Raw genomic sequence first — 22,005 nt, 5'->3', positions numbered from 1 at the left:
ACCATGAACATGCATATCAAGCCCGCCTCCCGCGTGCGCGCCATCAACTGGAACCGGCTTGAGGACGACAAGGACCTCGAGGTCTGGAACCGCCTGACGGGGAATTTCTGGCTGCCGGAAAAGGTGCCGCTGTCCAACGACATCCCGTCCTGGGCGACGCTCCGGCCGGAGGAACAACGCCTGACCATCCGCGTCTTCACCGGCCTGACCCTGCTGGACACCATCCAGAACGGGGTTGGAGCGGTGAAGCTGATGGCGGATGCCGTGACCCAGCACGAGGAAGCGGTCCTGTCGAACATCTCCTTCATGGAAGCGGTTCATGCGCGCTCCTATTCCTCGATCTTCTCCACGCTCTGCATGACGTCCGACGTGGACGAGGCCTATCGCTGGTCGGAGGAAAACGAGTTCCTGCAGCGCAAGTCGGCGCTGATCATGGAGCAGTATGACAGCGGCGATCCCTTGAAGAAAAAAGTCGCCTCCGTCTTCCTGGAAAGCTTCCTGTTCTACTCCGGCTTCTATCTGCCGATGTACTGGTCGAGCCGGGCCAAGCTGACCAACACGGCAGATCTGATCCGCCTCATCATCCGCGACGAGGCCGTGCACGGGTACTACATCGGCTACAAGTTCCAGCGCGCGCTTGACCGCGAACCGGAGGCGCGCCGCCAGGAGATCAAGGACTTCGCCTTTGACCTGCTGCTGGAGCTTTACGACAACGAGGCCCGCTACACGGAAGACCTGTATGACGGGGCCGGCCTGACCGAGGACGTAAAGAAGTTCCTGCATTACAACGCCAACAAGGCGCTGATGAACCTCGGCTATGAGGCCCTGTTCCCGGCCGAGGCCTGCAAGGTGAACCCGGCGATCCTGTCCGCGCTCTCGCCCAACGCAGACGAGAACCACGACTTCTTCTCGGGCTCCGGCTCGTCCTATGTCATCGGCAAGGCGGTCGCGACCGAAGACGAAGACTGGGACTTCTGATCGCGTGCGCCGGCGGATCAGGGGCCCTGGTCCGCCGGCACTCCTTCCGGATGTGCAACAAGATCGGCAGGCTGCATGGGCTTTTCGCCAGCAAAGGATTGCAGCAGAGTTCTTGCGTCCTCGGCTATGCGCGAGCTGCGCCGCCCCGGAGGCGTCAGCAGCAGGGTGCAGAAATAGAGCGCAGGCTCGAACGGCCGCCAGGTCAGGCCGCGTCCCAGAAACGGTTCGGCGTTGAGCGGATTGATCAGGCCGCAGCCGATGCCCGCCTGAACCATGGCGCAGACCGTGGTCGAGTACGGTGTTTCCAGCACGATACGCGGCACGGCACCGGCGGCAGCGAGAAGCGTTTCCAGTTTCTGCCGTGTCCGGTCCTCCGGCGCCAGCGCGACAAAGGCTTCGCCGTGCAGGTCCAGCGGGCTGAGGACCGGCTTCGCACAGAGGTGATGTCCCTCCGGCAAGGCAATGGCGGCGCGATAGATCGCGAAGGGCTCGACCGTCACGCCGGTCGTATCCACCTCGTCGGAGGTCAGACCGATGTCAAACTGTCCAGCTGCAACCAGGTCGCGGATCGTGCTCGACATCTGGGTCTGGAAGGTGATGGCAACCTGCGGATGACGCTGCCGGAAGGCGGCGATCGCTTTCGGCACGATGTTCGTGCTCAGCGCCGACAGGCTCGCCAGCCGGATCTCGCCGGAGCCGAAATCGCGGATCCTTGCCGCAGAGCTGCGCAGCCGGATCAGGCCGGCGAAGGTCTGCTCCACCTCGCGGTGAAACAGCTCCCCCTCGGCCGTCGGCACCATTCGTCCCGTCGAGCGGTCGAACAGGGCGAAGCCGATGGAGCGTTCCAGATCCTGCACCGCCTTGCTGACCGCCGGCTGGGACAGGTTGAGCAGGACGGCTGCCTTTGACGCCGTCCCGGCTGCAAAGACCGCCTGAAAGATCTCGATCTGACGCAGGTTCATGGAGAGGTATAACTCCTGATTATAGTCAGAGCATATCTTACGATTGGACGGAATGCATCCGGCCATGTCCTATGGGGTCGTTCAGGAGATCCCCATGCAGGACACCAGCCGTTGCATCCTTCATCCGCAGCCGGAAACCGACGGGTTTCGCACGCTTGCGGTGCCCGTCTATCGTGCCTCCACCATTGTCTTCCCGGATGCGGCCACGTTCGCGGCGCGCGGCGATCTGGCCCCTGATGGCTACACCTACGGTCTGCACGGCACGCCGACGACGCGCATGCTGGAACGCAGCCTCAGCGACCTGCACAGCGGCGTCTGGACGTTTCTGACGCCCTCCGGACAGGCCGCGGTGGTGCTGGCCATGCTTGCCGTGCTGTCGGCTGGCGACACGGTGCTGATTGCCGATACGGTCTACCCGCCGGTCCGCCAGTTCGCCGATCTCGATCTTGTGCGGATGGGCGTGACGGTGCGCTATTTCGATCCGCTGTCGCCTGAGGATGTGGCCCGGCAGATCGACACCCGCACGCGGCTTGTCTGGTGCGAGTCGCCCGGATCCAACACGATGGAGGTGATGGATCTGCCTACCATCACCGCGATCGCGCACCAGCATGGCGCCCTCGTCGGCTGCGACAACACCTGGGCGACCGCGCTGCACTTCAAGCCGCTGCGGCATGGCGTCGACTTTGTGGCCGAAGCGCTGACCAAGTTTCATGGCGGGCATGCCGATCTGCTGATGGGCGCGCTGACCTTGCGCGACGAGGCGCTGATCCTGCCGCTCCGCAATCTGATCGGCCGGCTCGGCAGCGGCGTTTCGCCGGATGACGCGGCGCTCGTCCTGCGCGGCATGGAAACGATGCCGCTGCGGCTGGCCCACGCCAGCGCCGTCGCCCTGCGGCTGGCGACGCGTCTTGCAGGCCATCCTGTCGTTCATCGCGTGCTGCATCCGGCGCTGCCCGGTAGTCCGGGGCATGATGTCTGGCTGCGTGACTTCACCGGTTCCAGCCCGCTGTTCAGTGTCGAGTTCACTCCTGAGGCAACGCCGCATCTCGATGCCGCCCTGGACGGGCTTCAGACCTTTGCCATCGGCGCATCCTGGGGTGGAACGCGCAGCCTGCTGGCACCGCAACCCATCACCGGCACCCGCACCGCACGGCCCTGGCTGGGGGCTGCACAGATCCTGCGTTTCAGCATCGGGCTGGAAGCGGAGGACGACCTCACGCGGGACATTGACCTCCTACTGGACAAGCTCACGGCGGCCAGCGCGGATGTGCGCGGGGCTAAGCATCACCGTTCAGCGCAACTAACCTGAATCTGAAGGAGACCGCGTCCATGGCACTCACAGCCCCCCCTGCGCATGACCGCCTCGGCTGTACGGCCAAGGACCTGATCCGGGATCAGGAGGTACAAGGCACGGACCTGGTCTTTCTGCGCAAGACCTCGGGCAAGGCGGACCCGATGCAGGTGCGGACCGATGACACCGGGCAAGGATACATCGTCGGGCTGTCCCTGATGCCCGGTCATTGGCGTGACATCGGTCAGGGACGGCAGGTCACGCGCGCGCAGTTCGTGCAAGACAGCATCTATATTCGAGACTTCGACAGGCCTTACAAGGCGGAACTCAGCGGTCGTTTCGATTTCCTGCTGATCGAGATCCCATCCCATGTCATTGCCCCTCAGGACGATGAGCCGCGGTTCGGCAACCCGCGCCGGCTGACCTGCGAAGCGGGAACGGTCGATCCAACCATCGGGCATCTCATGCGGGCGGTCTTGCCGGTGCTGGGCGGCCGCGAGCCGGCAGAGCGGCTTTTCCTCGATCAGATGGGGGAAGCACTCTGCACCTATCTGCGCCGCCGCTATGCCAACAGCTTTGTCGACCTGCTCACGACATCGCCGCCATCGGCACTCATCAGCCGCGCCCTGGAGATCCTGCGCGCGAACCTTGATGGCGACATCGGTCTCGACCAGATCGCCAACCTGTGCCGCGTGTCGCGCAGCTATTTCTACGAGGCCTTCCGCAAGGAACTCGGCTGCACGCCGCATGAATGGTTGATGCGGCAGCGGTTGGAACGGGCGCAAGCGCTGCTCAAGGCAACGCGCATGCCCTTGTCTGAGATTGCGCAGCAATGCGGGTTCGCCGATCAAAGCCATCTGACCCGTCAGTTCAGCCGCCGCCTCGGGATTTCGCCGGCACGCTGGCGGGCACAGGCGGCAAACTGACGCCTGAGTTTGCCGGCGAAAAACTCCCGGACAATCGTACAAAACGCGATGGACGAGCGTTCAAGACGGCAGGAGGATGATCGGAGATAGGTGGTTTACCCGACCCAAGACGGAGTGAACCAGATGACTGTCAATGCCAAGCCCACCCCCGGCTCCCAGCTGATCTCGCCGACCGATCATGCCTTGATCATGATCGACTTCCAGTCGCAGATGTCCTTTGCCACCAAGTCGATCGACGCCGTCCTGCTGCGCAACAACGCCGCGCTGGTCGCCCATGCGGCCGCCGGTTTCAAGGTTCCCGCGATCCTTACGACCGTGGCCGAAAAGTCCTTCTCCGGCCCGCTGTTCTCCGAGATTTCCGACGCGTTTCCGGGACAGGCCATGCTCGACCGCACGTCGATGAACACCTGGGAAGACGCTGCCGTCATCGATGAGGTGAACCGTATCGGCAAGCGCCGTCTGGTCATCTGCGGCCTCTGGACCAGCGTCTGCATTGTCGGTCCCGCGCTCTCGGCACTGGATCAGGGCTTCGAGGTCTATGTCATCGCCGATGCCTGCGGCGATGTGTCGGACGAAGCGCATGACCGGGCCATGGACCGGATGGTCCAGGCCGGCGCCCGGCCCATGACGTCGCTCCAGTATCTCCTCGAGCTGCAGCGCGACTGGGCCCGGGGCGAGACCTATGACCTGACGACCGGCATCGCCCGCAAATTCGGCGGGGCCTATGGTCTGGGCATCATCTATGCCAAGTCGATGTTCGGCGCGTCCGAAGGTCACTGATTGTCAGCCCCGGTGCCCGCGCTGCTCTTGCGGCCGTGCCGACACCGGGGCGCCTCCGCTCGCCTTTCCAGTGCCGGAGACCGCACGATGCGCATGTATCTCCTTTCCCTGTCAGCCGGGGTTCTCGTCGGCGTTGTCTACAGTCTGCTGAACGTCCGATCCCCTGCCCCGCCGATCGTCGCCCTGGTCGGCCTGCTCGGCATTCTTGCCGGCGAACAGATGGTGCCGGTGCTGCGCCACATGCTGGCCGGTTCGCCGCTGACGCTCGGCTGGTTCACGGAGCACCGGCTGCCGCACATCTGCGGCGAACTGCCCACGGGCACGATACCGACCGGCACCGGGGCCGGCACCGGGTCTGGCCCTGGAACCGGCCAGGGGACTGACCGGTCAGATCCGCCTGCGGCGTGACATCCGTCGCACTTCAGACTCGCTCACTCCGCAGGAGGCTCCGATGGTGCCTGATCTCATCCTTTTCAACGGCCGCATCACGACGCTCGACCGTAGCCAGCCGACCGCATCGGCGGTGGCAATCCGTGACGGGCGCTTCGAGGCTGTCGGCGATGACGCCACGCTTTTTGCGCTGGCCGGGCCCACGACACGCCGCATCGATCTCAAGGGCCGCCGGGTGCTTCCCGGCCTGATCGACAATCACACCCACGTCGTTCGCGGCGGATTGAACTTCAACATGGAGCTGCGCTGGGACGGCGTGACGTCGCTTGCCGATGCCATGGACATGCTGCGGCGCCAGGTGGCCATCACGCCGCCGCCGCAATGGGTGCGGGTCATTGGCGGCTTTACCGAGCACCAGTTTACGGAGAAACGCCTTCCGACACTGGAGGAGATCAATGCGGCCGCGCCCGAGACGCCCGTTTTCCTGCTGCATCTGTATGACCGGGCGCTTCTGAATGGCGCAGCCCTTCGGGCCGTCGGCTATGACAAGGACACGCCCAATCCTCCGGGCGGCGAAATCCAGCGCGACGCGCGCGGCAATCCAACCGGACTGCTGCTGGCCAGGCCGAACGCGGGCATTCTCTATGCAACGCTGGCCAGGGGGCCGAAGCTGCCGCTGGAGTATCAGCTCAACTCGACGCGCCACTTCATGCGCGAGCTGAACCGGCTGGGCATCACCGGCGTCATCGATGCGGGCGGCGGCTTCCAGAACTATCCCGACGACTATGAGGTGATCCAGACGCTCGCCAATGCCGGGCAGATGACGGTTCGCCTCGCCTACAATCTGTTCACGCAGAAACCGCGTGAAGAAAAGGCCGACTTTCTCAACTGGACCCGGTCCGTGACCTATCGTCAGGGCGACGACTACTTCCGTCACAATGGCGCTGGCGAGATGCTGGTGTTTTCCGCCGCCGACTTCGAGGACTTCCGCGAACCCCGGCCGGACATGCCCTCCAACATGGAGGAAGACCTTGAGGAGGTCGTGCGCATCCTGGCGGAGAACTGCTGGCCGTGGCGCATGCATGCGACCTATGACGAGACCATTTCCCGCGCGCTCGACGTTTTCGAGAAGGTCAACCGGGACATCCCGCTGGACGGCCTCAACTGGATGTTCGATCACGCCGAGACCATCTCGGATCAGTCGATCGACCGGGTCGCGGCCTTGGGGGGCGGCATCGCCACGCAGCACCGGATGGCCTATCAGGGCGAGTACTTCGTCGAGCGGTATGGCGCGGCAGCGGCCAGCGCGACGCCTCCCATTGCCCGCATGCTGGACCGGGGCGTGCACGTCTCCGCCGGCACCGACGCGACCCGGGTCGCGTCCTATAACCCTTGGGTCTCGCTGTCCTGGATGGTGACCGGCCGCACCGTCGGCGGCTTGCGCTTGACCCCGCCGGCCGATTGCCTTGACCGGGAGACGGCGCTGCGGCTGTGGACCGAAAATGTCGCCTGGTTCTGCAAGGACGAAGGCCGCCGTGGCCGGATTGCGCCCGGATATCTCGCCGATCTGCTGGTGCCGGACCGGGACTACTTCACCGTGCCTGAGGCGGAGATCTCGCATCTGGTGTCAGACCTGACCATGGTCGGCGGCCGTGTGGTGTGGGGCGCTGGCGACTTTGCCGCGCTCGACGACAACCCGTTGCCACCGGCCATGCCGGACTGGTCGCCCGTGCGGACCTATGGCGGATATGGCGCCTGGGCCGCCGCCAGGACCAGCACCGGCCTTTCCGCGCATGCGCGCATGTCCTGCGGCTGCGCCAGCTCCTGCGGCGTGCATGGGCATGACCACGGCAAGGCCTGGGGGGCGACGCTTCCGGTTGCCGATCTCAAGGGCTTCTTCGGTGCCCTCGGCTGTGCCTGCTGGATGTGATCGATGACCGACGCCTCATCCACACCACCGGTCCGCAGCAGTGCCTTTGCCCCCCTCAGGCAGCGTATCTTCCTGATCCTCTGGCTGGCGACGATCATCGGCAACGCGGGCAGCTTCATACGTGATACGGCCAGCGGCTGGCTGGCCACGGATCTCAGCACCTCCCCGGCCGCCATCGCCGCCGTGCAAGCGGCCGCGACCTTGCCGGTCTTCCTGCTGGCGATCCCGGCGGGCGTCCTGTCGGACATCCTCGACCGGCGGCGGCTGCTGATCGTGATCCAGGTGTTGCTGGGCCTGGTCAGCCTGACGCTGATGCTGCTGTCGGCGGCCGGCGCACTGACGCTGACCGGGCTTGTCGCGCTGACGTTTTTCGGCGGCATGGGCGCAGCCCTGATTGCACCGACCTGGCAGGCGATCGTTCCCGAACTGGTGCCTAGGTCAGACCTGCGTTCCGCCGTGGCGCTGAATTCGCTCGGCATCAATGTGGCGCGCGCCATCGGTCCGGCCGCAGGCGGTCTTCTGATCACCCTGGCGGGGGCAACGGTGACCTACGCGGTGGACGTTGCGACCTATGGGGTCGTGATCGCCGCGCTGGTCTGGTGGCCGCGCAAGGGAAAGGCGAGCGATCCGCTGGCGGAGAGATTCGGCGGTGCCTTCCGGGCCGGTCTGCGCTACGCACGCCGCAGCAAGGACCTCCATGTCGTGCTGGTGCGCGCGGCCGTCTTCTTCCTCTGCGCCAGCGCGGTCTGGGCCCTGCTGCCGCTCATCACCCGCGATCTTCTGCAAGGCAGTTCGGGCCTCTATGGCCTGCTGCTCGGCGCGGTTGGTCTTGGCGCGATCGGTGGCGCGCTGGCTCTGCCGACGCTGCGGCTCCGGTTCAGTTCTGACAACCTGATGCTGCTGGCTGCGCTGGTTGCCGCATCCGTGATGATCGCCCTGGCGGCGGCCCCACAGCCGGCTATCGCCCTGGCGCTGCTCGCCGTGCTGGGCGCTGCCTGGATTACAGCGCTGACCACCTTGAACGGAACGGCGCAGTCCGTGTTGCCGGACTGGGTGCGGGGCCGGGCGCTGGCGGTCTATCTGACGGTCTTCAACGGCGCCATGACAGCCGGCAGCCTCGCCTGGGGCGGCGTGGCCGAGGCAACAGGTCTGGGCACGTCCCTGCTTCTTGCCGCCGCCGGCTTCGTGCTGACCGGCACCCTGTTCCACCGTCTCCGCCTGCCGCGCGGCGAAGCGGACCTGACACCGTCCAACCACTGGCCGGAACCACTGGTCGCCAGCCGTCTGGCCGAAGACCTCACCGACGGCGCCGCAGCGGACCGGGGCCCGGTGCTGATCACCATCGCCTACAAGGTGACCGCCGCCGACCGGGCAGCGTTTCTGGCGACCATCCATCGCCTGTCGACCAGCCGGCGCCGCGACGGGGCCTATGCCTGGGGCGTGATGGAAGACGTCGCAGATCCGGAGACCCTGCTGGAATGGTTCTTCGTCGCCTCCTGGGCCGAACACCTGCGCCAGCACCGGCGCGTTGCCTCACCGGACGCGGATCTCCAGCGCGAGCTTCTGCGCTTCCACGCCGGCGACAGCCCGCCGGAGGTGAACCACCACCTTGCCCTCCCGCCAACCTGAAGGAGCCTCCCATGGTCCTCGACCTTACCCGCCGCCAGACCCTGATTGGCGCAAGCGCTCTCGCCCTTTCCCTCGGCCTGCCCTTTTCCGGCAGCGCCACACCCCAAGCAGCAGACACAGGAGACATCGCGATGAATACGATCACCACCAAGGACGGCACGAAGATCTTCTACAAGGACTGGGGCACCGGTCAGCCCATCGTGTTTTCCCATGGCTGGCCGCTGTCCGGCGACGCCTGGGACGCGCAGATGCTGTTCTTCGGCCTGAACGGCTACCGCGTCATCGCCCACGACCGGCGCGGCCATGGCCGCTCCGATCAGCCCTGGACCGGCAACAACATGGACCAGTATGCCGACGATCTCGCCGAGCTGATCGAGCAACTTGACCTTAAGGAAGTCATCCTCATCGGTCATTCGACCGGTGGCGGCGAAATCGCGCATTATGCCGGCCGGCATGGCACGTCGCGTGTCGCCAGGATGGTTCTCGTCGGTGCCGTTCCGCCGATCATGCTGAAGACGGCGTCCAACCCGGAAGGCACGCCGATGGAGGTGTTCGACGGCATCCGCCAGGGAACCGCGCTGAAGCGCTCGCAGTTCTTCCTGGACCTGACGGTCCCCTTCTACGGCTTCAACCGCGATGGCAATCCGGCCCAGCCGGGCCTGCAGGAAAAGTTCTGGCTGCAGGGCATGGCCGGCAGCATCAAGGGCCATTACGACTGCATCCGCGAATTCTCCGAGGTCGACTACACCGAGGACCTGACGAAGATCGACGTTCCCACCCTTGTCCTGCATGGCTCCGATGACCAGATCGTGCCCATTGCCGCGTCTGCCGAGAAGGCCGTCAAGCTGCTGAGCAAGGGCACGCTGCTTGTCTATGAAGGCAGCGGACATGGGCTGGCCGAGCTGGAAGCGGAGCGGTTCAACAAGGATGTGCTCGCGTTCATCCGCTAAAGCATCAAGAATGACACCCGGCCGGACCCACCCGGCCGGGCAAGGACCCATCCATGACGTTGCTGATCCATGAGAACATGAGCCGCGGGCGCAGCCGGAAGGGCTGGCTCGACAGCTTTCACACCTTTTCCTTCGGCGAGTTCCGCGATCCCAAGCGCATGGGCTTCCGGGCGCTGCGCGTGATCAACGAGGACTGGATCATTCCCGGAGCCGGCTTTGCCTGGCACGACCATGCCGACATGGACATCCTGACCCTGGTGCTGAAGGGCAAAGTGCGGCACGAGGACAGTCTTGGACACAAGGGCCAGACAGCGGCGGGCGAGATCCAGCTCATGCGCGCCGGCAGCGGCATCTCGCATTCCGAGATGAACGGGGACGCGGACGAAACCACGCACCTGCTGCAGATCTGGATCATCCCGGACAAGGCCGGCGGAACGCCCGGTTATCAGCAAGCGGCGCTGCCGCCCCAGGACGATGGCTGGGTTGACCTAGCGGGCCCCGCGGGCAGCGGCGCGCTGACGGAGCTGGGCTCAGACACGCGGGTTTCCGTGCTTCAGGCGCGGGACGGCGATGTAACGCCGCTCCCGCATACGCCCGGGCGCGGCCTTTTCCTGCATGTCATAGACGGACTGGCGGAAATTGGCGGCGAGCGGCTGACGGCCGGCGACGGCATCCAGATCGACCAGCCGGCGCCGGCCATCCGCTGGCACACGGATGGCCGGCTGCTGCGCTTCGACCTCGCCTGACTAACGCCCCCGCGCGCTACCCTTACTCACCCCGGCCGCGGAAGCGGCGTTGGTAGGCGGTGTCGTAGAGGGCGCTTTCGCGGAAGTCTCGGGCACCGAGGCCGTGGCCGACGAAGATCAGTGCCGTGCGCTCGATCGGGTCGGCGGCGACCCTGGCGGCGATGTCGGCGAGTGTGCCGAGGATGATGCGCTCGTCCGGCCAGGATGCCTTGACGACGATGGCGACCGGGCAGTCGGCGCCATAGAGCGGGGTCAGTTCCTCGACAACCTGATCGAGCGCATGGATCGCCAGATGGATTGCGAGCGTTGAACCGGTTGCGCCGAAGCGGGTGAGCGTCTCCTCGTTCGGCATTGGCGAGGCGCGGCCGGAGACGCGCGTAAGCACGAGGCTCTGCGCCACCGCCGGGATGGTGAGCTCTCGCCCGAGTGCGGAGGCAGCGGCGGCGAAGGCCGGGACGCCGGGGGTCATGGTGTAGGAGATGCCATTCTTCTCCAGCCGGCGGATCTGCTCGGCCACCGCGCTCCACACAGAAAGATCGCCGGAGTGCAGACGGGCCACGTCCTGCCCGAGTTCGGACGCCCGGACATATTCCGCCTCGATCTCGTCCAGCGACATCGGCGCGGTGTCGATGATCCGCGCCCCGTCCGGGCAATACTGCAGGAGCTCCGGCGACACGAGTGAACCGGCATAGAGGCAGACCGGGCATTTGCCGATGAGATCGCGGCCCCGCACGGTGATGAGATCGGCTGCGCCGGGACCGGCGCCAATGAAGTGAACGGCCATGGGATTTCCTCGTGACGAATCTAGCTTGAAACGGGGGCGTCAGACGACTGCGCGGGGCTCTCGGGATCCGGCTTGACCCAGACCCATTGCGTGATCGGCATGGCCGGGCGCCAGGCGGTCATGCTGCCGACGGGCGAGGCGCGGGCGATCTCGAGCCGCGTCAGGCTGCCGCCGAGCCTTGCGTGAAGGGCGAGCAGCACGGCGTCCATCTCCAGCGTCACGGCATTGGCGACCAGCCTAGCCACCGGCTTTCAGCGCGGCGCAGGCTGCGTCCATGACGCCGGGCTCCGAGCCGCCGCCGCCGACGAAGATCGCATCGGGGCTTACCAGCCCCTGCAGTGCCTCGGGCGCGGTGCGCTGCACGAGCCGCAGGGACGGCACGCCGAAACGGGCGGCGTTGCGCACCAGACGGGCAGCGCGCTCGGGATGGGCCTCGATGGCGGTGGCGGTCAGCGAGGGGTCCGTGAGCATCCATTCGATGGCAACCGAGCCAGAGCTTAGCGCCAATGTCCCACAGGTGCTCGCCGCGGCGGGGCGCCAGCGCCGACAGGGTCAGCGCGCGGATCTCGCGCTTGGTGATCTGGCCGTCGTGCTCGAACAGGTTGTCGTCGCGGCCGGCGGCGAGCGGCAGGACGCGGGCTCCGGCGCTGGCGGCGACCTCGAGCGCGCAGACATTGAGGCTGTCGATGTCTGTGAGGCGGAAGCCCTCGGCCACAGTCGTGGTCACGCGCTCGCGCGGGCCACCCAGCGCTTCCAGAACGGTGAGGCGGGTGGCGCCGAAGCCCTCGGCGAGAAGCAGGGCGGCGAGATCGGCGGGGCCGGTGGCATCGGAGGTCAGCGCCAGCACACGGCTGCCGGGCTGCAGATGCGGCCGGATCAGGTCAAGCGGGCGGCCATGCAGGGAGACGCAGACCGTGTCCTGCAACGGCCAGCCGAGCCGGGAGGCTGCAAGGCTGAAGGAGGACGGGGCGGGATAGCTCCGCATCTCGGCCGCCGGAATGCGCCGCGACAGGGTGGCCCCGACGCCGAAGAGGAACGGATCGCCCGAGGCGAGCACGACGACGGACCGGCCCCGGGCCGCCAGGATGTCCTCCACCGAGCGCTCGAAGGGGCTCTGCCAGCTCCGTGCCTCGCCCCGGATCGCCGACTGGGCGAGGTCCAGATGGCGCTGGCCGCCGAACACCAGCTCGGCCCGGGCAAGCTCCGCCTTGGCAGCCTCGCCGAGCCCGGCTAAACCGTCTTCACCGAGGCCGATCAGGATGAGCCAGGGAGCGCTACAGGACGGCGAAGCCGCCGCGGGCGGCAGGGGGAGTTGGTCAGGCTTGGACACGCGTCACATCCTCGTTCTGGCGGGCACGACCGAAGCGCGCGAGCTGGCCGAACAGCTTGCGCCGCGCCGCGACATCGCGCTCACCCTGTCTCTCGCCGGGCGCACCCGCGATCCCCTGCCCCTGCTTCTACCCCGACCCGGACGGGCGGCTTCGGCGGTGCGGAGGGACTGGCGGCCTATCTCAGCCAGCATGCCATCGACGTGCTGATTGATGCGACCCATCCCTTTGCCCGGCAGATCACGCAGAACGCCGCGACAGCCGCAAGGCTGACCGGCGTGCCGCTGATCCGGCTGGAGCGGCCGGCATGGCAGGCCGAACCGGGCGACCGGTGGCAGCCGGTTGCCTCGGTCGAGGCGGCCGTGACGGCCCTTGGTGCTGCGCCGAAGCGCGTGTTTCTGGCCATCGGCCGGCAGGAGGCGGCGGCCTTCGAGGCGGCGCCGCAGCATCGGTATCTGGTGCGCAGCGTCGATCCGGTGGATCCGCCCTTGCAGTTGCCGCAACTGGAAACGCTGCTGTCGCGCGGGCCCTTCGATGAGGCGGCCGAGGAACAGCTCCTGCGCGCGCGACAGATCGACGTGATCGTCTGCAAGAACAGCGGCGGCGCGGCCACCTACGGCAAGATCGCCGCCGCGCGGACCCTTGGCCTGCCGGTGGTGATGATCGAGCGGCCAGCGCCGGTCACGGCCCTCAGGGCCGGGACAGCGGCGGAGGCGGTCGCGCTGCTGAATCATGGCCTGGGCCTGCCGGCAAAGCGCGGTGTGTAGACGAGATCCGGTCGGCCCGGGCGGGCAATGACTCGGGTCTCGGGCGAGCCGACCATGACGCAGGTGGCCATGTCGGCCTCGGCCGGATCGGCCGCCGCCAGCGTGCTGACAACGATCCGCTCGTCCGGGCGGTAAGCGGCGCGGCCAAAGATCACCGGCGTCTCGCCCGGCAGCACGGTGCGCAGGATGTCGAAGGCCCGGCCCAGCTGCCAGGGCCGCGCCTTGCTGATCGGATTGTAGAAGGCCATCACCAGCCCGGCCTCGGCCACCAGCTGCAGGCGGCGCTCGATCAGGTCCCAGGGCTTCAGGTTGTCGGACAGGGAAATGGCGCAGAAGTCGTGGCCGAGCGGCGCGCCGATGCGGGCGGCGACCGCCAGCATGGCGGTGAGACCGGGAACCACGACCAGCTCGAGCGCGCGCCAGGACTCCGGCCCATGCTCGATGGCCTCGCAGACGGCGCTGGCCATGGCAAAGACGCCCGGGTCCCCGCCGGAGACGACGCAGACATTGATCCCCTCGGCGGCGCGGGCGAGGGCCGCACGGGCGCGGGCCAGTTCCTCGCGGTTGTCGGATGCGACCGCTTTCTGGTCAGGCCTGAGGTTCAGGCGTTCGATGTAGGGAAAGTAGCCGTAGAACTCCTGCGACACCGCGACGGCGCGCAGGGCCTCCGGCGTCATCTGCTCCGGATTGCCGGGTCCGGTGCCGATGACATGGATGACGCCCGTCATGGCTGCCCGCTCCAGCCGGGCACGAGGATCAGCGAGAAATAGGGCGCGCTGTCATCCGGCTTGTCGGCAAGGCGGGTGGAGCTGGAGGTCGGCATGGTGCCGCGCTCGACATAGATCGCGTCCTCCAGACGGCCGGCGGCGGCAAGCGCGCGGCGCACCTTGGGCAGGTTGCGGCCGAGCTTCATGATGACGGCGCCTTCCGTATCCTTCAGGCGGCGCACCAGTTCGGCTTCCGCCATGGTGCCAGGCAGGACGGTCAGCACGTCGTCGCCCTGCACGATCGGCACACCGGCGAGCGACCAGCAGCCGGACATGGCGGTGATGCCGGGGATGACCTCGACGGGGAAATGCGGCGCGAGGCGCACATGCATGTGCATGTAGGAGCCATAGAACAGCGGGTCGCCTTCGGAGAGCACGGCCACGGTGCGCCCGGCGCGCAGATGCTCCGCGATGGCGGCGGCCGAGGTCTCGTAGAACGCGGTGATCTGGCTCTTGTAGGCGTCTTCTTCCTTGTCGATCTCGGTCGTCACCGGATAATAGAGCGGCAGCTCGATGATGTCGGGCTTGATGCGCGCCTCGACGATGCCGCGCCCGTTGCCGCGCCGGCCCGCCTTGGCGAACCAGGCCAGTACATCCGCCTCTTCCAGTGCCCGCGCCGCCTTCAGCGTCAGCAGCTCCGGGTCCCCCGGACCCGTTCCCACCCCGTACAGCCGGCCGATCTTGTCACTCGCCTCAGTCATCGTCAGATCCATCACAGTCCGGGCCGCGCCAGGGAATTGAGGGCAGCGGCCGTCATCGCGCTGCCGCCCAGCCGGCCGCGCACGATGGCGTAAGGCGCGCCATAGGAATTCTCCGCCAGCGCATCCTTGGATTCGGCCGCGCCGACAAAACCGACGGGCATGCCCAGGATCGCCGCCGGCTTCGGTGCGCCGTCGCGCAGCAGTTCAAGGAGGTAGAACAGGGCCGTAGGGGCGTTGCCGATGGCAACGACCGCGCCCGCCAGACGGGGAAGCCACAGCCGCAGGGCCGCCGCCGAGCGGGTGTTGCCGATCTCCTCGGCCAGCGTCGCGGTCTGCGGGTCGCGCAGGGTGCAGATGACCTCGTTGCCGGCTGGCAGGCGGGCCGCCGTCACCCCGCGCGCGACCATCTCGGCGTCGCAGAAGATCGGAGCGCCCGCTTCCAGCGCACCGCGCGCGGCTTCGACAAAGCCCGGGCCAAAAACGAAATGCTGAGCCGCCTCGACCAGTCCGGCGGCATGGATCATGAGCACGGCGGCGTCGGCCTCGGCTTCGCTGAAGCGGCGGAGGTCAGCCTCAGCGCGGATGATGGCGAAGGACTTCACATAGATCGCCTGACCGTCCTTGATGTAGTCGTAGACTGTCATGTCTCGTCTTTGATGAGGGCCCGGAGCCAGTCCGGCCCCAACTGGGTGATCTGGGTGACGGCGCTGTCCGAACCGGCACGCAGGCGCAGGCTCAGCTGACTCAGGGCCGGGCCGAGGTCGGCGAGGTCAAGCACGGCCACCGGAGCGTCGCCGGCCCGGCCGCCGACGACCAGCGCGATGCCGTCAGGCGTTCCGGTGAGGCCAAGGGGCGCGGCAGCAGGATGCGCGCAACCCTTGCCGCAGCCGGAGAGATGCAGCGTCAGCGATCCGTCGAGCAAGGCCGGAGCTGTGGTGACGAGCAGGTCGGTGAGCGCGAGCGGGTCGATCAGGCCGGAGCCGCAGCCACGCTGACCCGGACAGGCGACGATGTGATTGCGCGGGTCTGCCGGGTCGACGATCAGACCGGCCGCCTGCGCCAGCGCCGCAGCTTCGGCTGCCCGTTCCGGGGCAATCCCCAGCACCAGCAGGGCGTGGCCAGCGGCAAGACGAACCTCGCTCGCGCCGAGCCGTTCCAGCCCCTCGAGCCACGTGATCAGCGCCTCGGCAGCGATCCGGCCAAAGGGCAGGCGCACCCCCTGCACGGCGAGGCCCCCCACGGTGAGGAACCCGACCGGTGCGGGCGACAGGATCGCTTGCAGCGGTGGCAAGGTGGCTGACCGGGCGAGGGCAGCCGGATCAAGGTCCCGGCCCCGGGCGGTGGGGCCAAGCGCCGTAAGGGCCGAAAGCAGCTGGAGAACCGCCGCGACGGCCTCACTTTGCGGGACTTCAGCGAGGGCATGCGCGGACAATGCGTCACCCGCCAGTCCGATGCGCCAGAGCACCGCGCCGTCGCGGCAGACCGCATCGAGGCGGATATCGGCGACCTGACCCGAGAGGTTGAGCAGGCCGCCGCCGTCGACCACGACGGCAAGCTTGGGCGCAAGCCGAAGGGCATCGCCCTCAGCCATGACGGCAGCGCGAAGGGCTTCCGCCAGCGGTCGGCCATCGGCGATTTCGCTTGGGTCGAGGCCCGCGAGCGGCGGGGTCTCGATGGCAAGGCCGGTGTGGCTGTGAAGCCCGGCGTCGGCGAGATCCTGCGCCAGCTGTACGGCGCTGTCGCGGGTCAGGCCCCGGATCTGGAGGTTGCCCCGCGCGGTCACATCAAGCAGGCCGTTGCCATGCGTCCGGCTCAGGGTCGCCAGCCGCAGCCAGGCCTTAGGGGCGTAGCCCGGCGCGACGAGGCGCAGTCGCGCCAGCAGGCCGTCGCCGGTTTCCATCGGCGTTGCAAGCGTCGGACAGGCCCCCCGGCGTTCGGGCGGACGGGCTGCTGTGGCAAGGGGCTCGGCCACCATCATGCCGCCTCCCCGTCCGCATCGGCCTCAGCCGTGCTGGCGCGGATCAGGTAGATGTCCATGATCCAGCCGTGCTCCGCCCGGGCAGCGGCCCGCGTGGCGGTGACCTCGCCGGCAATGTCGCCGAGACGTCCCTGACGCAGGATCTGCATGGGTGTGCCGAGGTAAGCGCCCCAGGTGAGGGTCACATCCCGGTCGGCGACAGCATTGAAGGCCTGGACACCGTCGAGCATGACGGCCACGTCCGAGGCGCCCTCCGGCCAGCCAGCGGCAAGCCGGCGACCGGTGGTGATCGTCACCGGCGCGCCGATGCGATTGAGCGGCATGCGGTGTTCGGCGCAGAGCACCTGCAGGCTGGTGATGCCGGGAATGACGTCGTAGTCGAAGGACACCCGTGCCCGCGCCGTGAGCCTGTCGATCAGCCGCAGGGTGCTGTCGTAGAGCATCGGATCGCCCCAGACGAGCAGGCCCACGGTCTCGCCCACGGCGACCTCGGACAGGAGCAGGTCTTCGTAAATGGCGGCAATCGCGTCGTGCCAGTCGTCGACGGCGGCACCATAGTCGCCATCGGCGCGGCGCTTCGGCACGGCGTAGTGGACGAGACGCGGCATCGGGCCGGTGATGAAGCGGGTGCAGATTTCGTGGCGCAGTTCGGCGAGGAAGGCCTTTTCCTCGCCTTTGGTGGGCACGAACAGGACGTCACAGGAATTGAGCGCGTCAATTGCCTGAATGGTCATGTGGTCGGGATTGCCGGAGCCGATCCCGATGACGCGAATTCGCCTGCTCACTGCCTTCTCCCGTGCGCCCATTGCGCTCCCGGCCTGCGTCCCGGTTTGGGTCCCGCAAGTTTGTGTTTAGAGGCAGTTCCTGCAGATTGCCAGTGCGATGACCGACGGCAAATGGTCGAATCCCGAAGCCGGGATGGGCCCGGCGACGGTCGGGCCGTCGCAGGGAGGGATCAGGCCTGCCGCCGTCCGCCCAAGAACCAGGTGGCAAAGGCCAGCGCCAGCACCGCACCCGCCACCTCGGCCAGGATGAAGCCGGGAAGGTCAAGCGGACGTATGCCCGAGAACGTGTCGGTGAGGGAGCGGGCGATGGCAACCGCCGGGTTGGCAAAGCTGGTCGAGGCCGTGAACCAGTACGCGGCGGTGATGTAGAGACCGACCAGGACGGGAATGGCGTCGGACTTGAACCGCAGGCCGAACAGGATCGTGAACAGCAGACCGAAGGTCGCAACCGCTTCAGCCAGCCATTGCGCGCCGCCCGTGCGAATGGTTTGCGAGGCGTCCACGAGAGGCAGCTCGAACATCGCATGCGCGAGGATCGTGCCGACGCAGCCACCAAGAATCTGCGCAACCGTATAGAGACCGGCCTCGGATGCCTTCAGCTCGCCGCGCAAGGCGAAAACCAGCGAGACTGCCGGGTTGAAATGCGCGCCGGAAACCGGACCAAGGCAGGTGATCAGCACGACGAGAATGGCCCCGGTCGGCAGTGTGTTGCCAAGCAGGGAGACGGCAACATCATCGCTCAGCCGGTCGGCCATGATGCCCGATCCGACGACAGTTGCGACGAGAATGGCGGTGCCCAGCGCCTCGGCCAGAAGCCGGCGAGAGAGATTGAACTGCAAGATGTCGCTCCAGTGAAGCGCAGCCAGGCCATCCCGGGCTTCCATGAGCGCGCGGAATGGCTTGACGTATCGAGGTGAGGGAAGCCCGCGCGCGACGCAAGCCGTGATCAGTCAGCCGCCGTACCAGTGCCGATGTCTTTCAGCTTCTGCTGCAGCGACATCTGGTCCAGCGTACCGAGCGGCAGGTTGGCGAAGATCGAAATGCGGTTGCGAAGCATGCGGAAGGCTTCGGCGAAGGCCAGCATGCGGTCTGCCTCGGAACCGGTCGCGGCAGCCGGATCGGCTACACCCCAGTGGGCCGTCATCGGCTGGCCCGGCCAGACCGGGCAGGCTTCCGCTGCAGCCGAGTCGCATACGGTGAAGACGAAATCCATCTTCGGCGCGCCCGGCACAGCGAACTCATCCCAGCTCTTAGAGCGGGCAAAGGCGGTGTCGTGCCCGAGCTTCTGCAGCAATTGCAGCGACATGGGATGGACCTCGCCCTTGGGCTGAGAGCCTGCCGAAAACGCGCGGAAGCGGCCTTTGCCTTCCTGGGTCAGGATGGACTCGGCAAGGATGGAGCGGGCGGAATTGCCCGTGCAGAGAAACAGGACGTTGTAGACGTGAGACATGATTCCCCCTTCAGCAGGCGCAGGCGACCTGACGGATCAACGGTTGACACAGTTCCGGCTTGCCGCCGCAACAGTCCTGCATGAGGAACCCGAGAAGGGCCTGCATGCCATCCATGTCGGCGAAGTACCGGATCGCCCGGCCTTCGCGCTGGTTGCGCAGCAAACCAGCCGCAACAAGGATGGACAGATTGGCGGACAGCGTGTTCTGGCGCACACTCAAGGCCTCAGCGATCTCACCAGCCTGCATGCCATCCGCGCCAGCCTTGACCAGCAGACGAAAGACATCGAGACGGGTCTCCTGCGAGAGGGCAGCGAGGGCATCCAAAGCAGTTTTCTTTTCCATATTTCGAGATTACTCGATATTTTGATATATTGCGACAAAAAAATGCCCGGACTGTTCGCGGGAACGATCCGGGCAAAAGTGATAGAGGCTGTCAGGATAAGGAAACGGGATCAGACCCGCTCGAGGACGCGGCGGGTCTCGCTGATGCGGACCGGAGCTTCCTGGGCTTGTGCCTTCAGCATGTAGCCGATGTAGCGTTTGGATTCGATCGGGTCATAGCCCAGCCGATCCTTCAGCTTCTTGCGCAGCTTGGACACATGGCTTTCGACGACGCATTCATCGACCTCTTCATTCATGAGGCCGTAGACTGCGTTGTAGATCTGGGTCTTGGTGACGCGCCGGCCGTGGTTGCGGGCGAGATACTCAAGAATGCGGCGTTCACGGCGCGGCAGTTCAAAGACTTCGCCGGCGATGATCGGGTCGCGGCCATCGAAGAAGACGCGGATACGGCCGATCTCAAGGTTATCGGCTTCCGCCATGGTGCGCCGGCGAATGGCGCCGACGCGAGCCAAAATTTCGCGGACATGGACCGGCTTGCGCAGCACATCGTCGACGCCGCAGGCAAACAGCTCCAGCGTCTGATCGAGGCTCGGACGCTCATCCAGCGCCATCACGGGCGCCTGATCGCAGTAAGTCCGGATGAGGCGTGGAAAATCGGGGCGCTCAGCGCACTCACCAAGCAGGAAGGCTTCGATCGAGGCCAGATCATCTTCTGACGCGGTTTTCACCCATTCCGGCAGCTCCTGCGGCGTCAGCGCCAGGCACGCAAAGCCCTCGCGCTCGAAGCCGGAGGCGTATCCCGCCGTCACGATCTCTCGCTCATCTACGATTACAAACATGGTGTTGTCCCCAGCACAGCCTTGTTGATGAATTTCTATTTGTTCATCAACGCCAGGTCAAACATCACGCAGCTCAGGCCGGACTGCAGATTAATTCATCGGTTACGAATGGTAATTCGTCGATACTCAATATTACTTAATTCTTTGACTTTAAAATTTTAGATGAATTGAGCGCAAAAATTACTCGAAATTCGCCGGAAAGAACCTGAAAACTGACGGCGCTTTGCAATGAGATATATGTCGACTTCGCTTAACTTGCAAGGTGATTTGACACGGCAGCGGCCGAGCCCCGCAGGTTCGCTGCACCTTGGCCGGTTCGGGAGCTGCGATTGAAAGGTGTCAGTTCTGCGAGAGCGCGCGGGCAAGTTCCGTAAAGGGATCTCCCACCTGACGCGACTGGGCGTCCTGGCGGAGGAACTCATAAATCTTCGGCACCAGCTGGCAGGCCTTGTCGAGGCCTGCATCGCTGCCCGGCTGATAGCCGCCCATCAGGCGCAGATCCCGGGTGTCCTCATAGCGGGAGATCATCGCTTTCAGGCGCATGATCAGTTCGCGTTCCTCGGCGGACCAGGCGTGCTGCGACAGGCGAGAGACGGACCCCAGAACATTGACGGCAGGGTAGCGGCCCGCATCAGCGATCGCGCGGTCCAGCACGATGTGACCATCGAGAACGCCGCGTGTCGTATCCGCAACCGGGTCGTTGTGGTCATCACCGTCGACGAGAACCGAGAAGATGCCGGTGATTGCGCCCTCTCCTTCCGGGCCAGGACCAGCGCGCTCGAGCAGACGGGTGAGGTCCGAGAAGACGGATGGCGTGTATCCCCGGGCGACGGGCGGTTCACCGGCCGCCATCGAGACATCGCGGGCGGCATGGGCAAAGCGGGTAGCGGAGTCGATGATGAGCAGAACCGAGTCGCCGAGGCCGCGGAAATACTCAGCGACGCTCATGGCCGTGCGGGGCGCGAGGCGGCGCATCATGGCGCTTTCATCACCCGTCGCCACAACCACGACCGAGCGCTCAAGCGCCTTTCCCAGAACGTCCTCGACGAATTCGCGCACCTCGCGGCCACGCTCACCGACAAGTCCTACAACCACGGTGTCGAAGTCGTCGGATCCGGCCAGCATGGCCAGAAGGGTGGACTTGCCGACCCCTGACCCGGCAAAGACGCCGACGCGCTGGCCAACGCAGAGCGGAGTGAACAGGTCGATCACCTTGACGCCGGTCCGAACCGGCTTGCGCACACGCCCGCGTTCCAGCATCTGCGGCGGCTCGCCGTCGAGCGGGACAGCCTGGGGGCCATTGTGCAAGGGGCCGAGATTATCGGCGGGCTGGCCCAGCGCATCGACGACGCGGCCTTTCCAGCTGACATGGGGATGCACGGTCAGAGCCCCCTTGCGATAGGCCCTTGCGCCGATGCCGATGTCGGCATGGGGCTCGAAGGGCTTGACCATGACGTCCTGCTCGTCGAGGCGAATGATCTCGCCGCGCCGCTCGCCCGTCTTGCCGGAGAGCGTGACGAGATCGCCGAGGCACACCATCTTCGACAGGCCACTGACGCGGATCGCACTCGGCGTGACCTGGGTAACCCGGCCGCCGACCCGGACCGGGTCGACTTCCTTGGTGGCGGCAGCGATGGCGAAGGCGAGCCGGTCGAGTGCGTTCATGACAATCCTGATCCAG

General features: G+C 66.3%; 21 protein-coding genes and 2 pseudogenes. 10 read left to right on the top strand and 13 right to left on the bottom strand.

The genetic code is table 11. From position 1 onward, the window contains the following. Positions 1–3 precede the first annotated feature (3 nt). Entirely contained in the window at positions 4–978 is a 975-nt protein-coding gene (nrdF, locus tag OVA12_RS14480; protein WP_106752526.1) for a class 1b ribonucleoside-diphosphate reductase subunit beta, read from the top strand. Between the two features lie 17 nt (positions 979–995). Here the strand turns inward: nrdF and OVA12_RS14475 are convergent, their stop codons facing one another. Further along, on the bottom strand, positions 996–1,940 hold the full coding sequence (locus OVA12_RS14475; RefSeq protein WP_268138491.1) for a LysR substrate-binding domain-containing protein: 945 nt from the start codon (positions 1,938–1,940) through the stop codon (positions 996–998). A gap of 94 nt (positions 1,941–2,034) precedes the next feature. Between OVA12_RS14475 and OVA12_RS14470 the strand changes: the two genes are divergently transcribed. From OVA12_RS14470 to OVA12_RS14435, 8 genes are all read left to right on the top strand, one after another. After that, positions 2,035–3,249: a trans-sulfuration enzyme family protein gene (locus OVA12_RS14470; RefSeq protein WP_268138489.1), complete on the top strand. Its 1,215-nt coding sequence runs from the start codon at positions 2,035–2,037 to the stop codon at positions 3,247–3,249. A 20-nt stretch (positions 3,250–3,269) separates the two neighbouring features. Beyond that, positions 3,270–4,157 (top strand): helix-turn-helix domain-containing protein, encoded by an 888-nt coding sequence (locus OVA12_RS14465; protein ID WP_268138487.1) that lies wholly within the window; start codon positions 3,270–3,272, stop codon positions 4,155–4,157. Between the two features lie 123 nt (positions 4,158–4,280). After that, positions 4,281–4,937, top strand: a complete 657-nt coding sequence (locus tag OVA12_RS14460; protein WP_268138485.1) for a hydrolase — start codon at positions 4,281–4,283, stop codon at positions 4,935–4,937. A gap of 87 nt (positions 4,938–5,024) precedes the next feature. Further along, positions 5,025–5,345, top strand: a complete 321-nt coding sequence (locus OVA12_RS14455; RefSeq protein WP_268138483.1) for a XapX domain-containing protein — start codon at positions 5,025–5,027, stop codon at positions 5,343–5,345. A 43-nt stretch (positions 5,346–5,388) separates the two neighbouring features. Further along, positions 5,389–7,257, top strand: a complete 1,869-nt coding sequence (locus tag OVA12_RS14450; RefSeq protein ID WP_268138480.1) for an amidohydrolase — start codon at positions 5,389–5,391, stop codon at positions 7,255–7,257. Positions 7,258–7,260: 3 nt separating this feature from the next. Then, a complete protein-coding gene (locus tag OVA12_RS14445; protein WP_268138477.1) occupies positions 7,261–8,886 on the top strand; it encodes an MFS transporter in 1,626 nt (541 codons plus the stop codon). Positions 8,887–9,017: 131 nt separating this feature from the next. Then, entirely contained in the window at positions 9,018–9,836 is an 819-nt protein-coding gene (locus OVA12_RS14440; RefSeq protein ID WP_268138737.1) for an alpha/beta fold hydrolase, read from the top strand. A gap of 53 nt (positions 9,837–9,889) precedes the next feature. Next, entirely contained in the window at positions 9,890–10,582 is a 693-nt protein-coding gene (locus OVA12_RS14435; RefSeq protein WP_268138474.1) for a pirin family protein, read from the top strand. A 22-nt stretch (positions 10,583–10,604) separates the two neighbouring features. On the opposite strand, the gene cobM is transcribed toward OVA12_RS14435, so the two are convergent. Continuing rightward, positions 10,605–11,366: a precorrin-4 C(11)-methyltransferase gene (gene cobM, locus OVA12_RS14430; protein WP_268138471.1), complete on the bottom strand. Its 762-nt coding sequence runs from the start codon at positions 11,364–11,366 to the stop codon at positions 10,605–10,607. A 20-nt stretch (positions 11,367–11,386) separates the two neighbouring features. Next, a pseudogene (cbiE, locus tag OVA12_RS14425) lies at positions 11,387–12,672 on the bottom strand (precorrin-6y C5,15-methyltransferase (decarboxylating) subunit CbiE). Positions 12,673–12,688: 16 nt separating this feature from the next. Here cbiE and OVA12_RS14420 point away from each other — a divergent pair. Next, a pseudogene (locus OVA12_RS14420) lies at positions 12,689–13,461 on the top strand (cobalt-precorrin-6A reductase). Here the strand turns inward: OVA12_RS14420 and OVA12_RS14415 are convergent. From OVA12_RS14415 to fliI, 10 genes are all read right to left on the bottom strand, one after another. Then, positions 13,425–14,189, bottom strand: coding sequence for a precorrin-3B C(17)-methyltransferase (locus tag OVA12_RS14415; protein ID WP_268138468.1), 765 nt, complete (start codon positions 14,187–14,189; stop codon positions 13,425–13,427). The pseudogene OVA12_RS14420 and the gene OVA12_RS14415 overlap by 37 nt on opposite strands. Beyond that, on the bottom strand, positions 14,186–14,929 hold the full coding sequence (locus OVA12_RS14410) for a precorrin-2 C(20)-methyltransferase (RefSeq protein ID WP_161676774.1): 744 nt from the start codon (positions 14,927–14,929) through the stop codon (positions 14,186–14,188). Before OVA12_RS14410 ends, OVA12_RS14415 begins: the two co-directional genes overlap by 4 nt. 11 nt (positions 14,930–14,940) lie before the next feature. Next, the gene (locus OVA12_RS14405) at positions 14,941–15,573 is read right to left on the bottom strand and encodes a precorrin-8X methylmutase (protein WP_268138465.1); all 633 of its coding nucleotides are present in this window, start codon (positions 15,571–15,573) and stop codon (positions 14,941–14,943) included. Next, a complete protein-coding gene (gene cobG / locus OVA12_RS14400; RefSeq protein WP_268138462.1) occupies positions 15,570–16,904 on the bottom strand; it encodes a precorrin-3B synthase in 1,335 nt (444 codons plus the stop codon). Before cobG ends, OVA12_RS14405 begins: the two co-directional genes overlap by 4 nt. Then, positions 16,904–17,692, bottom strand: a complete 789-nt coding sequence (cobF, locus tag OVA12_RS14395; RefSeq protein WP_268138459.1) for a precorrin-6A synthase (deacetylating) — start codon at positions 17,690–17,692, stop codon at positions 16,904–16,906. Before cobF ends, cobG begins: the two co-directional genes overlap by 1 nt. A gap of 170 nt (positions 17,693–17,862) precedes the next feature. Beyond that, a complete protein-coding gene (locus OVA12_RS14390) occupies positions 17,863–18,576 on the bottom strand; it encodes an MIP/aquaporin family protein (protein ID WP_326493914.1) in 714 nt (237 codons plus the stop codon). Positions 18,577–18,638: 62 nt separating this feature from the next. Next, on the bottom strand, positions 18,639–19,142 hold the full coding sequence (locus OVA12_RS14385) for an arsenate reductase ArsC (RefSeq protein WP_268138456.1): 504 nt from the start codon (positions 19,140–19,142) through the stop codon (positions 18,639–18,641). Between the two features lie 10 nt (positions 19,143–19,152). Beyond that, complete coding sequence (locus OVA12_RS14380; protein ID WP_268138453.1) at positions 19,153–19,485, bottom strand: ArsR/SmtB family transcription factor; 333 nt, start codon at positions 19,483–19,485, stop codon at positions 19,153–19,155. Positions 19,486–19,595: 110 nt separating this feature from the next. Further along, positions 19,596–20,324 (bottom strand): response regulator transcription factor, encoded by a 729-nt coding sequence (locus OVA12_RS14375; protein WP_268138450.1) that lies wholly within the window; start codon positions 20,322–20,324, stop codon positions 19,596–19,598. A gap of 339 nt (positions 20,325–20,663) precedes the next feature. Further along, a complete protein-coding gene (gene fliI / locus OVA12_RS14370; protein WP_268138448.1) occupies positions 20,664–21,989 on the bottom strand; it encodes a flagellar protein export ATPase FliI in 1,326 nt (441 codons plus the stop codon). Positions 21,990–22,005: the final 16 nt, after the last annotated feature.

Origin of the sequence: Pannonibacter sp. SL95 (assembly GCF_026672425.1) — a bacterium.
In the GTDB taxonomy this organism is placed as follows: Bacteria; Pseudomonadota; Alphaproteobacteria; order Rhizobiales; family Stappiaceae; genus Pannonibacter.
The sequence above is the reverse complement of the archived record's forward strand: the minus strand, read 5'-3'. Positions and strand labels throughout refer to the sequence as shown.